The organism is Pectobacterium carotovorum (assembly GCF_900129615.1).
GTDB classification, from domain to species: Bacteria; Pseudomonadota; Gammaproteobacteria; order Enterobacterales; family Enterobacteriaceae; genus Pectobacterium; species Pectobacterium carotovorum.
Genome location: NZ_FQWI01000006.1, coordinates 161,125 through 176,626 on the forward strand (window position 1 = coordinate 161,125; position 15,502 = coordinate 176,626).

Consider the following 15,502-nt stretch of genomic DNA (forward strand, 5'->3'; position numbering starts at 1 on the left):
CATCGCGGACAGAAGACCTTATTCTAAGCCGACGTATTTGAAGTCAAAGCTGACATCAAACGGTTTCCACCAGCGGCCTACGCCCGTTTCACCATCAGTGTGACGGTGCATACCGGCTTTTGATGGCGGATCGATGTGGTAAGTTACTTTGTAGTTGCCCACGCCCATCATTTTAATGTTCGCGCCGTAGTGCGGGCCATCGCTGGCAACCATCGGCATGAAGGTACCTTCCTGCTTCGCACCGGTATCGGTGTTGGTCAGGGTATAAGCGATGGTCAGGAACGGCATCCACTCACCGGCACCGAAACCATTCTTGTTGCCTTCAGCGGCATGAATATCGGCTTCCAAATGGATGTCCGCTTTCGCAGCAGGCAGGCCCATCCCACGCGGTTCCATGTCGATAGGTTGCAGATAAACAGCGGCAATTTCCATTTCGTTCATGGAAACCGGCTCACCCGCTGGATATTCTTTAAACGCCAGCGCGGCAGGTGCAGTGAAAATACCGGCAATAACGGCACCCGCAATCAGACTTTTTTGCATATTCATCAAACCCATCCTCATCTCAGTCGTCCCTCTTCGCTTAATTCGCTAAGCGATTGGGGTTGTTATGGTTATTTGCTGCTCTTATTGCTTTCAGTATTAAATTAACGTCGGATGCCTTCTTTATCAGATGGCAGACGCCCTGCGCCGCATCACCCACAGGGCGATTAGCGCCGCGACCACCAGCACACCCTGTGGAATCAGCGTCTCCACATAAGGATAAATCCCCAACCCGCTGATTTCCGGCACGCCAGTCAGCAACGTTGGTTCAAACAGTTTGCCCTCGATCAGCTCCAACACGCCTTTACCCGCGAACACAAACGCCATCAGGTACATAAAGCAGCCGGTAAACATGAAGAACGGCTTCAGTGGCAGTTTGACAATGGTGTAGCGCATCACGAAGTAGGCGATCAGCAGGATCACACAGCCGATGGCAAACCCAGCCAGAATGGAGAGGTGCCCCGCCATGTTGCTGGCATCACCGACCAGCGCGTAATAGAACAACACCGTCTCCGCGCCTTCGCGATACACGGCCAGAAAGCTGGTGAGCCACAGACCGATCATGGAGCCGCTGCTTAGCGAATGGGACAGCTTACCTTCCAGATAAGCCTTCCAGTGCCGCGCTTCCACTTTGGACAACAGCCAGTAGCTCATGAAGAACAGCATCACCACAGCGATCAGCATCGTAATGCCTTCCAGCAGCTCACGGCTGGCGCCGGAATTGGTGAACACGAGCTGGAAAATGACGGCGGTAATCACGCTACACAGCAGCGCGACGTAAACCGACTGGCGAATCAGCGGCAGCTTGTCCTGCTGATTGTTTTTCACCAGATAGGCCACGATCGCCGCCACAATCAGCAAGGCTTCCAGACCTTCGCGCACAATAATCAGCAGGCTGTAGATCAACAGGCTCCAGTGGGTTTCGCCGCCGTCACCCAGCATGGTCACGGCCTTCGCCAGTTCCTGCTGCAACGCGTCGGCCTGCCCTTGCAGCTGTTCCGCAGGCTGTTTAGCGTTCATCAGGCTCACCAGACGGGTGAAATAGCCTTCGAGCGTCGATTTGAACGCCGCATCGCGAGAACCAATTTTGTTCTCCATGCCGGTGGCTTCAAACAGATCGAAATAGGTGTCCTGCACCGCCATGATGGCGGGTTTGACCTGGCCTTGACGGTACTGCGCGATCGCAGCAGCAATGGCCTGATTGATATCGTCGGCGACTTTCGCCCAGTTCGCATCCGGCACTGCACCGGTATCCGCGTTCGCGGCAGGTGTTGCCGTCGCCTGCTGGCTGTCACGCGTTGTCGGCAACCCTGGCAAGACATCTTCGATATCCTGCAACAGCGTGGTGACCCGATAGGCGACGTCTGTCAGTTGATCGGGCTGGCTGGCTAACGTAATCAGCGCGGAGAATTGTTGATTAATGGAAGCCGCCTGCTGCGCTGAGCGATTCTGTCTGACCGACATCTCCATTTCAGAGTTTTTAAAGCCCTGATAGTGCGCCTGCTGCACGCTCTGGCTGGCCTTTTTGTAATCGCCGGCCTGATATTCCGTCACGGCTAGCGCGAGCTGGTCATCGATGATTTTGAAACTCTGCTGCCAGTACGTCGCAATGTCGGTGTTGTCATAGGCACCGTGCTGTTCCTGTGCGACCAGCTTGTGCCCTTCCGACAGCACGGGCAGAACAGCATCCAGTTCGCCCTTCAGCCAGGAGATTTTTGCCTGTACCTCGGCCTGCGGCTTTCCTTCGCCAATCATGCGACGAATTTCACCGAACGTAGCCTCTAACTGATAGCTTTTTTGCGCGGAAATGTTGATGCGGATAGGGCCTTCAAGGTTTTCAAACACCTCGAAATAGGCCATCTGAACTTCGGTGCGGGCCTCATCCGGCTTTTGCTGCTCATAGAGCTGAGCCGTTTTATCCAGCCTGGTTTCGATATCTTGAATAAATGAGGCGTAATCGGTCGCGGCAACCGCCACTGAACAGCTAAACAGCCAACACAACACGAGAAGCGTTTTTTGCCAAATAGACATAAGCGAGTGATGAAGCACAAATGATATTTATTCTTATTATCACTTTGAAGCCGCCATCTGTCTTGATTTACGTCACGAAAATATGAGCAATAACCACTTTAGTGTGTAACAAATGATTTCTAAATTAATTTAATGCCAAAAAATCCCGTTTTATTTCTACAACCCCAGAAAAGTACAGCTTTTTGATCTCAAAAACGGCAAAAAACCACCAATAAAATAAAGCAATAAATATGCCAATATTTTAAATTACCTATTTTAATAATGGAGATGCCAGTATTAAAATGGCATTTCTTTACATTAACACAGTAAGATTTACAGAGAAAAACGCCATTTTCCCTCTGTAATCCAACGCATTACACGTGTTGACACCAACGCGTTTCACCGACCATTTTTGGGCGATTACTCGCGATCAACAGAACCGGGTAGATTCCTTTCCGCCCGGTTCGTCGCCAGCCTCACGGGCTATCTTACGTTCAACGTCTGTCGCGTATTTAACCCGCTACGGATCAGAATTTTTCCCATCCCTCACCGTTGCGACCCTGTGCCGACAGTAGCGGCGTAGAACCCTGCCCAACCGCGCGATGAACGGGGGCAGCGATCGCCTGACGGGAAAAAGACATTGTCGGATCGCAATCTGATTCCAGATCGAACACATCCACCACGGCAGACAGTTCGCTGGTTTGTTCATCCAGACGAGCAGCCGCTTCCGCTGATTGCATCACCAGCGATGCATTCTGCTGCGTGACGCTATCCATTTCGTGCACCGCCTGACTAATCTGCGTAATCCCGCGCGTTTGCTCATCCGTTGCCGCCGCGATTTCACCAATCAGATCGTTAACATGCGAAATGGAAGCGATAATGGCCGTCATCGCTTCACCGGATTGTCGAACCTGTCCTGCACCGGTTTCAACGCGCGAAACCGATTCCGCAATCAGCGCCTCAATCTCTTTCGCCGCCTGCGCACTGCGCTGCGCCAGTGTGCGAACCTCACCAGCTACCACGGCAAATCCTCGCCCTTGTTCACCGGCCCGCGCGGCTTCAACCGCCGCATTCAGCGCTAGGATATTGGTCTGGAACGCGATGCTGTTAATCACCGAGGTGATATCGGAAATTTGTCGGGAACTGGCGCTTATGCCATCCATTGTCGTCATCACGCTGGTGCTGATATTCCCGCCTTTTTGCGCCGTCTCCGCCGCCTCCTTCGCCAACTTACGCACCTGATGCACATGATCGGTAGTTTGCCGCACCGTGGAGCTAATCTCTTCCATACTGGCCGCCGTCTGTTGCAATGCCGCGGCCTGCTGCTCCGTGCGGCTGGACAGGTTATCGTTGCCATCCTTAATGCTCGACGTCCCGTTGTTGATTTCCGTCGTGCTCTGCCGGATGACCGTCACCGTATCACGCAAACTTTTCTGCAATTTCTTAATATCGGGAATCAACCGCCCCGCACAGTTTTTGCCAAACTCCGCCAATTCACAGCCTAAACGACCCGCCGTGAGCTGTGCCAAATGAGATTTGAGCACGGAGATCGGGATAACCAGATAGTTTCTCAAATAGTATTCCGTGAAAATCAACACGATGAGGCCAATCACCATCACAGTAATTAACGAGTTACGATTTTGGGCATTGTGTTCATTCACACTTGGAATCAACGAGGAGGCGGTAATGCTGTCCGAATAGCGTTTAACGTCTTCGCCAAACGTCAGGCTAATGGGGGGATAAACAGAACGAAATATCTGTCGAAATCCTTCGTAATCATTGCGTTGTAGCGCCGCATTCATTGGATCGATTGCGGTAGCAATCAGGGTACTCCACGTTTTGTCTACCGCCTCAACCGTGGCTGACTCGACACCAACGTGCTCCGCTGCCTGGAATTTCTCCAACGAATCCTTGGTATTTTTTAGCGCAACCTGTGCCATTTCCAACGTCTTTTTGGCGTTTTCTGGCTCGTTACGCTGCAAATAATCCATCGTTCTTTCCATACGAGTTACGGCCCGAAAATATTGATCGGTTCCATAGACCAGATGGGAATACGTTTTTCGCTGAGTCTCACTTTTATCAAGCAAATTGGTGACCTGATAAAGCGAGTAAAGACTGAATCCTGATGCCACTCCCCACGCCACTAACAGGGAAGCCACTATGACCAGCACCATTATTTTTATGCTGACATTTCTTAGAAATTCCATAATGCACTCCGCGACGTTAACAAATATTTCCCGCCCGCACGCTCTGTCGGAAAAGTATTTACTTTTACTCATGACGGTGCCGCCCGTTGTCTCGCGCCCTTATCCCACGCGATCTAACAGACGTTCTGGAATTCCCTGATTCATGCCCCATTAGATGGGAAATCTAGCTCAAAAAATTAACGAATAGAATGCGTTATCTTCCTTGAGATGCCAATTTCCGTTGTTTTAAACAGCCGACAGGCATGGCTACCCGAGCCTCATCGGTGGCACATAGAGTTAATATCGTCAAAAACAGTATAGGCATTAACAGATAAAGAGGATAAATACGCTGTCACGTTATTTTCCAGACGAATGTCCTATGGAAAAAGGTCGCGGCACTCAACACGTTAGGACGATTTATCATCGCCCTGAGCATGACCACGATCAGTAAATTAATTTTCTTTATCGGTGATTATCGAAGGTTAGATGACTGCATCAACAGCCTGCCGCAGGAATGCAGTTCTTACGATCCAAGACTCGGCTTTGGAGAATAATCATGCAGAAAGTGCTTACCGTCTGTCCGTATTGCGGGTCAGGCTGCAAAATTAACCTGCTGGTAGAGAACGGCAAAGTGGTTGGTGCGGAAGGGGCAAACGGCGTCACCAATGAAGGCGAGCTGTGCCTGAAAGGCTATTACGGCTGGGATTTTCTTAACGACACGAAAATTCTGACGCCGCGTTTAAAACAGCCGCTGATCCGACGCCAGAAAGGCGCGCCCTTTGAGGCTGTATCCTGGGATGAAGCTATCGGTTTCGCCAGCTCCCGACTGAAAGCGATTAAAGAGAAGTACGGTGCCGAGTCGATTATGCACACCGGCTCGTCACGCGGCCCCGGCAATGAAACTAATTACGTGATGCAGAAATTTGCTCGGGCAGTCACCGGGAATAATAACGTCGACTGCTGCGCCCGACTCTGCCATGGCCCTTCGGTTGCCGGGCTACAGGTTACGCTAGGCAACGGCGCAATGAGTAACTCTATCTGCGAAATCGAAAAAACCGACTGCATCCTGATTTTTGGCTATAACGCCGCAGATTCACACCCCATCGTGGCGCGTCGAATCCTGAAAGCGAAAGCGCGCGGGGCAAAAATCATCGTGTGCGATCCGCGCCATATTGAAACCGCCCGCATCGCCGATCTGTGGCTGCCATTGAAAAATGGCTCCAATATGGCGCTGGTCAACGCGTTCGCTAACGTGCTGATCAACGAAGGCCACTACGATAAAGCGTACGTCGCCCGCCATACCGAAGGCTTCGAGGAATTCAGCAAGACCGTCGCGAAATACACGCCGGAGTATGTCGCCGACATCACCGGACTGTCGCCGAAATTGATTCGCGACGCGATGCGGATCTATGCCGCTGCGCCGTCCGCCACCATTCTCTGGGGAATGGGCGTGACACAGTGGGGCCAAGGCGTTGATGTGGTCAAAGGGCTGTCCGGCCTGGCATTGCTGACCGGGAATCTGGGACGTCCGAACGTGGGCGTCGGGCCAGTGCGTGGGCAGAACAATGTACAAGGCGCCTGCGATATGGGTGCGCTGCCCAATATGTTCCCCGGTTATCAAAATGTCACGGATAAAGCGGTGCTGGCGAAATTTGCCGATGCCTGGGGTGTGCCTGCACTCTCCGATAAAATTGGCTACTCGTTGACCGATCTCCCGCACAAGATAAAAGAAGGGAAAATCCGAGCCAATTACGTGATGGGCGAAGATCCGCTGCAAACCGAGCCGGATCTGTCGATGCTGCGCGATGCGTTCAACGAACTGGACTTGCTGATCGTACAAGACATCTTCATGACCAAAACCGCAGCGATTGCCGATGTGATTTTACCGGCGACCTCTTGGGGCGAGCACGAAGGGGTCTATACCGCCGCTGACCGGGGATTCCAGCGCTTTTATAAAGCCGTGGAACCACAGGGCGATGTGAAACCCGACTGGGAAATCATCAGCCTGATGGCAACGGCGCTCGGTTATCCGATGCACTATAACAACACGCAGGAGATCTGGGACGAGCTGCGGCAGCTCTGCCCGCTGTATTACGGCGCGACCTACGAGAAAATGGCCGGACTAGGCTATGTGCCGTGGCCGTGCCCGACGGAAGACAGCCCCGGCACACCGTGGCTGTATGAAAACAACCACTTCGATCGTCCCGGCGGGAAAGGCCTGCTGCTCACAGCCGAATGGCGACCGCCTATGGAGTTGGTCGATGACGATTACCCGCTGGTCTTGTGCACCGTGCGCGAAGTAGGCCATTACTCCTGCCGTTCCATGACGGGCAACTGCACCGCATTACAAACGCTGGCGGATGAACCGGGCTACGTGCAGGTTAGCCCCTATGACGCTGAGCGTTTAGGCATCCACGATCAGCAGTTGGCCTGGATCTCGTCACGACGCGGCAAGGTGATCTCTCGCGTTGCCGTCAGCGAACGCATCAATAAAGGTGCCGTCTATATGACCTACCAGTGGTGGATTGGAGCCTGCAATGAACTGACGCTGGATCATCTCGATCCGGTATCCAAAACACCGGAATACAAACACTGCGCTGTGAAGCTGGAAGCCATTGACGATCAGCAGGCAGCAGAGAACTATGTACAGCAGGAATACAGCCACCTGAAAGATCGGCTACGCAGCACCGCAGAAAACGTCAGTTAATCTCCCTTACCTAAGCCGCCGCGAACCTAAGCCGTCCGGTAAAAGCCGTGGCGGCTTAGGAAATACGGATGGTTTAGACACCGTTTAACTTTCCTCGCCGATAATGCCTTTATTCCCCACCCCATCTTGTAAAATTTCATTAATGAAAACGGATAAATTTCCGTTAATCGGTAATAAACTTCTACGCACAACTTAAATTTTCACATCTCTGTTTATCTTTTAAAATTATGTTGGCTATCACCGCCCTCCCCTCTGCCAAATTGTTTTTTATTCCAATTTAGCGCAATTTGCGTTTCATTTTACAATGCTTTAATTTGTTTTTAACAAAAAGAGCCCCCTGTAGCGGCAGCTATCAAATCGATTAAAATAATTACTAAACAATCGGTTAGATGGACGTTAGCGGGGATAAAAGGAATATTATTATTGCTCGCATAGAGGTCGTTTATGTTACCGATTACCGTTATCTTATCGCTCCCTCATTATCTGTCCTTTATTATTCGTATCGACCCTGGAAGCTAATCCCCACCTTTCATTCGTATTCTTCTGAACGTCGCTGACGTCGGGAAATAACCTAATCTCATCCCTTTCGATATGCAGTTATAAAAAACTGTACGGCTTTTTGCACCCCAAATTCGCCGAAAGAAAGGCAGTAAGTTATTCAGAATATAATAAAAAACAGGAGATTCACTGTGCTCACTATTCTCGGTTTCTCTATGGTCATCTGCTTTATGTACCTGATCATGACCAAGCGGATGTCTGCGCTTATCGCGCTGATTCTTGTCCCTACGCTGTTCGCACTGGCGGCAGGTTTTTATCAGGGGCTAGGCGCGATGATGCTGGACGGCATCAAGACGCTGGCACCAACCGGCGTTATGCTGACGTTTTCTATTCTCTACTTCGGCATCATGATCGATGCAGGCCTGTTCGATCCGCTGGTGCGCTTCATTCTCCGTCTGGTTAAAGGCGATCCGCTGAAAGTGTTGGTCGGCACCGCCGTGTTAACCTTAATGGTCGCGCTGGACGGCGACAGTACAACGACCTATATGATCGCGATTGCCGCATTCCTGCCGCTCTATCAGCGGTTGGGGATGAACGTGCTCGGATTGACCTGTCTGGTTAACATCGCCAGCGGCGTGATGAACCTTTCTCCGTGGGGCGGCCCCACAGCGCGCGCCGCCGCCGCATTACGCGTTGATGCACTGGACGTTTTCCTCCCCATGCTCCCAGCGATTATTTTAGCCAGCCTGACGCTGGTCGGCGTGGCCGTTTTTCTGGGTCTACAGGAGCGCAAACGGCTGGGGATCATTGATGTCAGCAGCTTCCAGAATGCTTCTATCAATCTGGGCAACGGCAGCGACGAAGAAAGCGACGCCAACCGCCGCCCTAACATGTTCTGGCCTAACTTTATTCTGACCACCCTGCTTCTGGTGTTTCTGGTGATCGGCCTTCTGCCCATTCAGGTGCTGTTTATGGTCGGCTTCGCTATCGCCGTCATGCTCAACTATCCCAAGCTGGAGGAGCAAAAAGCGCGGATCGGCTCACACGCCGCTAACGTGCTCGCAGTAACATCGCTTATTTTCGCCGCTGGGATTTTCACCGGCATTTTATCCGGTACAGGCATGGTGGATGCCATGGCGAAAAGCCTGTTGCAGGTGATACCAGAAAGTTTCGGCCCGTATCTTGCGGTGTTCACCGCACTCATTAGCCTGCCGTTTACTTTTTTGATGTCCAACGACGCGTTCTATTTCGGAATCTTACCGGTTATCGCCCAGACGGCGGTCAACTATGGTATTACCCCAGAAGAGATCGCCCGTGCGTCGATTGTCGGCCAGCCGTTCCACCTGCTCAGCCCGCTGGTGCCGTCGCTCTACCTGCTGGTCAGTCTGGCAAAAGTGGACATCGGCGATCACCAACGCTTTGCAATCAAATGGGCGATTTTTGTCAGCCTGTCGCTGCTGGTCGGTGGTATTGTCTTCGGCGCATTTCCGTTCTATCACCAGTAAAACAGGATTGCTCCGGCCTGGCCGGAGCAGACTCTGCTGGCAGGCGAGCCGTACTGACAAGAATATAAAGATTCCTCGTAACACCCTAACCGACATAGCAGGATAGCCATGGCTTTAACTCCCCTACAGACAAGGATTGTCAGACAGATTGTCGCCTACATTCGCCGCGAACAGCTGCCGCCCGGCGCTCACCTGATCGAATCGTCGCTGGCGCAGGTACTGAACGCCTCGCGCACGCCGGTCAAGGTCGCGCTGCTGTATCTGACGGAAAAAGGCATGCTGCATTACCACCGCAATCGGGGGTTTTATCTTGACTGCCATGCCGATGAATTAGGGCATCTGGTCACCGAGTTAGCCGCCAGCAGTGAAGAGCCGCTCTACCGGAAGATTGTTGATATGCGCCTTTCCCGCCGGTTGCCGGAACAGTTTTCAGAAGTGGATCTGATGCGTGAATGTCAGGTGTCCCGCTCCGTACTGCGTAATGTCCTGACGCGTATTCAACAGGAAGGTTGGCTGGAGTTCCGCACTGGGCAAGGCTGGCGAACCACGCCGATTATCGATTCTGTCACGGCCTATGAGGAAAGTTTTACTTTCCGCCTGCTGGTCGAGCCGGTCAGTCTGCTGTCGCCGCAGTTTCGTATCGATCAGCACACGCTCAGCGCCTGTCGTAAGCAGCAGGAAGACATTCTCAATGGGGGTTACCTGACGCTCACACCGCATGAAATGTTTGATGCCAATACGCACTTTCATGAAACGCTGCTTGCCTGTAGCGGCAACCGCTTCGCCCACCATAGTTTGCAACGAATCAATCAATTACGGCGTCTGGTGGAATATCGCCAAGGGAGTCCAGCCTTCAACCCCAAGCGATTGGAACAGATTGCAGAGCATCTGGCGATTCTGGATTTCCTGCAGCGGGGAGAGATCGAAACAGCGGCAGAGTGGATGAAAAAACATCTGGAAAAAGCGTGTCACGATAAAGTGAGCATCGATCTTTTTCGGTGAAATAACCAACAGCGAGGCCTCAAATCATCAGTAACATATGTTTAAAAAATAAAAAACACCATTTTAAACACCCTAAACGCCCAAGCAGTTACAAATAGAAACATATAGAGCAATAATTAAACTTTAAATCAACAACAAAAAAAAGAAGCATAGATTACAAAAACAAAGTCACGATTTAAATAATTAAAAAATTAATCTACTCATGAAATGGCATGTATATAAACTTTTCGTTAATTGTTCTTTTATTTTTACTTAATCTTTAAGTAATTCACCATCTGTTTTATTGATGTATCGCCACCTATCATTAGCAACACTACTTCAACACCTTGACTCATCTGCCTTTACCAGCAAAAAACCAAATTAAACCATTGTTTAATAATGAATTAATAAAAATATCACGATTTACGCGATCTGCGCATCACATCCCTATTTATCATTACAAGCGACATGGACATGCATTTTTCGCATGACAAAGATCACAATTACATAACAATCCGCAGAAAAAAAATGTAAAAAGCAAGAATCGTTGTAATATCGGCGGGCAGACACAACACCCCAATAACAGGTTCGGGTGAGGCATTGGTGTATTCAGGGAAAGCACCAGCCATCACGCGGCAATAATATTGTGTTGTCTGAATCAATTCATCAACATGAGGTTTATATGCAAAGGCAGAAGTTACTTGTACAGATAGTCTTGGCTATCGTCCTGGGAATATTAATCGGCTGGGCTTGCCATCAATATCTTGACGGCAGTCGAGCGAAAGAAGTTGCATCTTATTTCAACATGGTTACCGATATCTTCCTGCGCCTGATTAAAATGATCATCGCGCCACTGGTCTTCGCTACGCTGGTTTCCGGCCTGGCAAGCATGGGAGGAAACTCTTCTGCCGTTGGCCGTATCGGTATGAAAGCGATGATCTGGTTTGTCAGCGCCTCGTTCATTTCCCTGCTTATCGGTATGGTCTTCGCCAACCTGTTCCAACCTGGCGCGGGCATGAATCTCGAAATCCCCGTACAGCATGTTGCGACAGGCCTGAACACCGACAGCTTTACGCTTAAGAGCTTCATCAGCCATATCTTCCCGAAAAGTATCGTAGAAGCGATGGCGAACAATGAGATCCTGCAAATTCTGGTGTTCTCTCTGTTCTTCGGCTCCGCGCTTGCCTATGTAAAAGGCCACAACAAGCACGCGACCACGATCATTTCCATGATCGAAGAACTGACCAAAGTGATGTTCCGCGTGACCGACTACGTGATGGCGCTGGCCCCTATTGCTGTCTTTGCCGCAATCGCTTCCGCGATTACCACGCAAGGTCTGGGTCTGCTTTACGACTTCGGTAAACTGATCGGTGAGTTCTACCTCGGTCTGGCCGTACTATGGGGCGTTCTGTTCCTGGTTGGCTACCTGTTCCTGGGTAAAGGCATCGTTAGACTGGCGAAACTGATTCGTGAACCGACCATGCTGGCTTTCGCCACGGCGAGCAGTGAATCTGCTTATCCGAAAACCATGGAAGCGCTGACCAAGTTCGGCGTGCCGAAAAAAGTCACCAGCTTTGTGCTGCCGCTCGGTTACTCATTCAACCTCGACGGTTCTATGATGTACCAGTCCTTTGCGATTCTGTTTATCGCACAGGCTTACAACATCGACCTGAGCGTTACTGAACAAATCCTGATTCTGCTGACGCTGATGATCACCAGTAAAGGGATGGCGGGCGTAGCGCGTGCTTCCATCGTGGTGGTTGCCGCAACGCTGCCAATGTTCAGCCTGCCGGAAGCCGGTATCCTGCTGATTATCGGTATCGACCAGTTCCTGGATATGGGCCGTACTGCAACTAACGTCATCGGTAACAGTATCTCTACCGCCGTTGTGGCCAGTCTGGAAAAAGACGTGCGCGATGATGAGGAAGAGGCTGCCGACGAAGTCGTCGCCTATAAGGAACCTCAGCAGGCTACGCAAAATAGCTAATACTGAGTAAGTGAATATGTCATCTATAGCGGCCTTCGGGCCGCTATTTTTTTATCTCTCGTTGCACTGCCAACGCTGTCGCGACGTTTATAACCCAGATGCTAATGACAGCCCTTTCATGTAGCGCCAGAATTTCTCAGAAGCCACGTTCAACCGCGCATCGAGGCGATACAGATAAACGCCCATGCGGATCACGGCATTTTCCATACTCAGGATCGTCAGCTCTTTGTTTTTCAGCTCTTCCTGAATGGAATAGTCCGGCAGCCAGGCAATCCCATAACCTTTCTTCGTCATACGTTTGAGCAAGTCGCTCATGGAAGAGACGAAATTGACCGTAAACTTATCGCTGTCGACGCTGGATAAATAGCGGCTGACCTGACGCCCCATGTAACTCGTCTCGGTATAGTTGAGTAGCGGCACCGATGAGGCGCTCACATCAAACAGCGGCTTCCCTGCGCTATCACACGCGCAGACCGGATAAAGCCGGGACTCCAGTATCTTCTCGTGCATGAAGGGCTCTCCCATCAGATCCTCATTGTAAAATGAGAAAATGAAGTCACTGCGCCCTTCCTTGAGATTCAGCACCGCCTCATCGACATCGATCGATTCGACATAGAAGATTTTTTCCTGCGGGTCCGGCACGTCTTTTAACAGCTCCGGCATGATGAAGACCGACAGCGAATGTGCCGCGGCGATGGTGATCTTATTCTTGTAATTGTCCCCGCCGTGCAGCTTATTAAGCTGATACTCCAAATCGTCCAGTGTATTGCGGATATAGGCGTGGAACACGCGCCCCTGCTCGGTTAACTGTAGCGGCAACGCGCTACGGTCGAAAATATCAAACCCAACCGCCGCTTCCAGCGCCTGAATTCGCCGACTGAATGAGGATTGAGAGATATTCCGCTTCTCGGCTGCCAGCGTAAAACTCCGGTGTTCTTCCAGCACGATAAAATCATAGAGCCACTTGGTTTCGATATTATTCAGCATCGTCCCTCACTCAAAACGCTCAGCGCCATGTTTTCGCTCCCTATGCCAACGTTCTATATCTGCCAGCGACCTACATCGCCAATAAAGCTGCTGCCCACTATACACCGTTAAAACCAATAAAAGCATAGGGATGCTAATAGTTATGCAAATCCCACATAGGAGATGGGAATTTAGCAATTCACATTGCCCGGCAGTGTGCGATTATCCTTTTAATTTCATAATGCTACAGGGTTAACAGCATGAACAGTCTCGTGGGAATTCTTGGCGGTATGGGGCCGGGTGCAACCGTCGATGCGATGCAAAAACTGATCAAAAACACGCCAGCCTATCGGGACCAAGACCATATTCCGATGATTGCGGTTTCTATTCCTGATATCCCTGACAGAACACAATGCATTCTCCAGCACAGCGCGTCACCGCTGGATAAAATGCTGCAATATATGAAAATTCTCGAAAACGCGGGCGCTGAATGCATCATTATCCCATGCAATACCGCGCACTATTGGTTTAATGACTTAAAACAGCAGTGCCGTGCGGAAATGATCAGCATTATTGATGTGACCTGTCAGGCGATTAAGCATGCCAACACCACACGCGTCGGCCTATTGGCGACGACAGCGACGGTCAAAGCGAGAATTTATCAGGACAACCTGATTACCGATAATATTGATTGCTACACGCCGGATGATGCAGACCAACACCAGGTAATGGAAAGCATCTACGCGTATAAATCGGGTGATATCGCCGGAGCCTATAGCCTGTTGTCACCGGTAAAAGATCGCCTGTTGCAGGCTGGCGTTGAGAAAATTATTCTGGGTTGTACCGAGCTTCCCCTGATTCTGGAGCAGGAAGTCAGAACATCACCGCAACACTATGTCGATGCAACGGAAGAGTTAATTAAGAAAACAGTCGAGTGGTATTTTACTCACAATACGAGAAATAATATCGCCGCTTAATTTTTTGAACGAACCTATTATATTGCGTTGAACATGAACCAATAACTATGCCACTCGGCATTAACAAATTCGCCGAGTGGCATAGTGCGATAGACTCAGTATTTAATGCATTTCACTTCACAATAAAATACCGCGCATACTGGAACGTCATTCAATATACGTTCAACGATTACGATGGGAATTTGAGAGCACTATTTTGCGCTCCCGCATTAGATACCACCCAGGATTTCGCCGCTGAAGTGGTCATCAAACTGTATGAATAGTTAGATGACGCCGTCCATTTCGCCGCAGGCGATTTGCTCGCCACCGCAGCCGGTGAACTGCCATTATCCGTAAAGGTTGAACCATTGCCTTTATCGTCCACCATTCCTTTCTTTTCCGCGCCGGTGCCAAATACGTTACGCTCAGAAATTACATTGGCATTCTGCGCAACCGTAAAGGCCAGGTTGAATTTATTGACGTAGTTGTTGAAGACGTGGAAATAACCATAACGCATCAGGCCGGGCGCACGCACCTGAATATTTTCGTAATAGTTATGACAAATAGTCAAACGTGGATAGCCATTGTAAGCGCTGTTATTGTCATCAGCCGGATGACCGAAGATGCAACCATATTTATGGTTTGAGAATAAGCAGTTACTGATCGTGATGTAATCCGCCTTCTCACCGATATAAATCAGTTTATCGAGGCTACCATCGTTATCGCTCCACGTATGCCCAGGCCATGAACAGTGATCCACCCAATATCCCTTACCGTAGTTCAAATACAGCTGGATATCGTCATTATCTTTGATGGCAACATCATGTTTAAAAACCAGATTCTGGAAAATGACGTTAGATGAATTGCTCTCAGCACGCAGGTGGATATTGGTCAGTACATTAGCGCCACTGAAAGAACCGACGATGGTTTTATTGCTGCCGAATACCACCTTGGTCAATGCCGAGGCTTTCAGCGATGTTCCCAGCACCACAATAGTTTTTGCGGAACCGCTCACGGCTGATTTAAAATCGGCCAAAGAATTTACCGTAACGACTTTACCGCCCGTTCCTCCGGTAACTTTTGCCGCTTTTGCAAAACCAATAAGCCCAGTAAGATTTGTTGTTGGATAAGCCATAAATATTCCTTTTTACAATGAGTGAATAATA

The 15,502-nt window shown here is 50.2% G+C and carries 10 protein-coding genes; 5 read left to right on the plus strand and 5 right to left on the minus strand.

Translation table 11 applies throughout. The annotated features are described in order from the left end of the window. Positions 1–18 precede the first annotated feature (18 nt). The 3 genes from BUB06_RS13810 to BUB06_RS13820 all read right to left on the minus strand — a co-directional run bounded on the left by BUB06_RS13810 (position 19) and on the right by BUB06_RS13820 (position 4,757). Positions 19–546: an iron transporter gene (locus tag BUB06_RS13810; RefSeq protein WP_010285198.1), complete on the minus strand. Its 528-nt coding sequence runs from the start codon at positions 544–546 to the stop codon at positions 19–21. 120 nt (positions 547–666) lie between these two features. Beyond that, complete coding sequence (locus BUB06_RS13815) at positions 667–2,571, minus strand: FTR1 family iron permease (RefSeq protein ID WP_039473647.1); 1,905 nt, start codon at positions 2,569–2,571, stop codon at positions 667–669. A 506-nt stretch (positions 2,572–3,077) separates the two neighbouring features. Continuing rightward, positions 3,078–4,757 carry a methyl-accepting chemotaxis protein gene (locus BUB06_RS13820; protein WP_072013024.1) on the minus strand — a complete coding sequence of 560 codons (1,680 nt, stop codon included), beginning with the start codon at positions 4,755–4,757 and terminating at the stop codon, positions 3,078–3,080. Positions 4,758–5,292: 535 nt separating this feature from the next. Between BUB06_RS13820 and fdhF the strand changes: the two genes are divergently transcribed. The 4 genes from fdhF to BUB06_RS13840 all read left to right on the plus strand — a co-directional run bounded on the left by fdhF (position 5,293) and on the right by BUB06_RS13840 (position 12,414). Then, positions 5,293–7,443 (plus strand): formate dehydrogenase subunit alpha, encoded by a 2,151-nt coding sequence (fdhF, locus tag BUB06_RS13825; RefSeq protein WP_039473654.1) that lies wholly within the window; start codon positions 5,293–5,295, stop codon positions 7,441–7,443. 689 nt (positions 7,444–8,132) lie between these two features. Further along, positions 8,133–9,446, plus strand: coding sequence for a CitMHS family transporter (locus BUB06_RS13830; protein WP_010298373.1), 1,314 nt, complete (start codon positions 8,133–8,135; stop codon positions 9,444–9,446). Between the two features lie 108 nt (positions 9,447–9,554). Further along, on the plus strand, positions 9,555–10,448 hold the full coding sequence (locus tag BUB06_RS13835; RefSeq protein WP_039473657.1) for a GntR family transcriptional regulator: 894 nt from the start codon (positions 9,555–9,557) through the stop codon (positions 10,446–10,448). A gap of 661 nt (positions 10,449–11,109) precedes the next feature. Next, a complete protein-coding gene (locus tag BUB06_RS13840; RefSeq protein WP_039473660.1) occupies positions 11,110–12,414 on the plus strand; it encodes a dicarboxylate/amino acid:cation symporter in 1,305 nt (434 codons plus the stop codon). Between the two features lie 87 nt (positions 12,415–12,501). Here BUB06_RS13840 and hypT read toward each other — a convergent pair whose 3' ends face one another. Continuing rightward, on the minus strand, positions 12,502–13,401 hold the full coding sequence (gene hypT / locus BUB06_RS13845; protein ID WP_039473663.1) for a hypochlorite stress DNA-binding transcriptional regulator HypT: 900 nt from the start codon (positions 13,399–13,401) through the stop codon (positions 12,502–12,504). A gap of 239 nt (positions 13,402–13,640) precedes the next feature. Here hypT and cuyB point away from each other — a divergent pair, with 239 nt between their 5' ends. Next, a complete protein-coding gene (cuyB, locus tag BUB06_RS13850; protein ID WP_010298365.1) occupies positions 13,641–14,357 on the plus strand; it encodes a cysteate racemase in 717 nt (238 codons plus the stop codon). Between the two features lie 169 nt (positions 14,358–14,526). On the opposite strand, the gene BUB06_RS13855 is transcribed toward cuyB, so the two are convergent. After that, entirely contained in the window at positions 14,527–15,471 is a 945-nt protein-coding gene (locus BUB06_RS13855) for a pectate lyase family protein (protein WP_039473666.1), read from the minus strand. Between the last annotated feature and the right edge of the window lie 31 nt (positions 15,472–15,502).